Genomic DNA, 558 nt, shown 5'->3' with positions numbered 1-558 from the left:
GCGAACCCCAGGTTGCAACCAATACGTCTTAAGGATTGAGGGATGGTTGACGCCGCCGCGTCATTTGACGGCAATCGCGTCGCTGCCAACGAAGCGCCGGCGCGTGCGCCTGCCTCGAGCCGAGGCAGACTGACGGCGGCGGTGACCGATGGCACGGGTCTTGCGGGCTATGCAGAATTCTGCGCTTCGGCGCTGTTTGCTCCGGCGCAGAGCGCGTCCTGGGTGAGCAACTGGGCGGCCAAGACCAAAGCCGATATGGCGGTCGCCACGCTAAGCATCGAGGGTCGACCGGCTCTTTCGCTGGCGCTGGAAGTGGTCCGAAACGGCCCGTTCCGCGTCGCTCGTCTCGCCGGCGGACGTCATGCCAACGGCAATTTCCCCGCAACCGACCCGCGGCTTTTGCCTGCTGTAAACGGTCCTGCGATCCGCTCCCTGCTCTCGTCGATCGCCACGGCACGGCCCGACATCGACCTCGTTTCGCTGGAGCGGCTGCTGCCCGATCTCGACGGCACCGCCAACCCGCTCGCCGCGTTGCCCAATTTTGCGAGCCCTAACCTT

1 pseudogene is annotated in these 558 nt (G+C 65.6%); it reads left to right on the top strand.

The annotated features are described in order from the left end of the window. Nucleotides 1–42 precede the first annotated feature (42 nt). A pseudogene (locus tag EOA60_RS36500) lies at nt 43–558 on the top strand (GNAT family N-acetyltransferase); the annotation flags it as partial.

Origin of the sequence: Mesorhizobium sp. M1A.F.Ca.IN.020.06.1.1 (genome assembly GCF_004023265.1) — a bacterium.
Lineage (GTDB): Bacteria > Pseudomonadota > Alphaproteobacteria > Rhizobiales > Rhizobiaceae > Mesorhizobium.
Note: the sequence above shows the minus strand (reverse complement) of the source record. Positions and strands in the feature narration are given on the sequence as shown.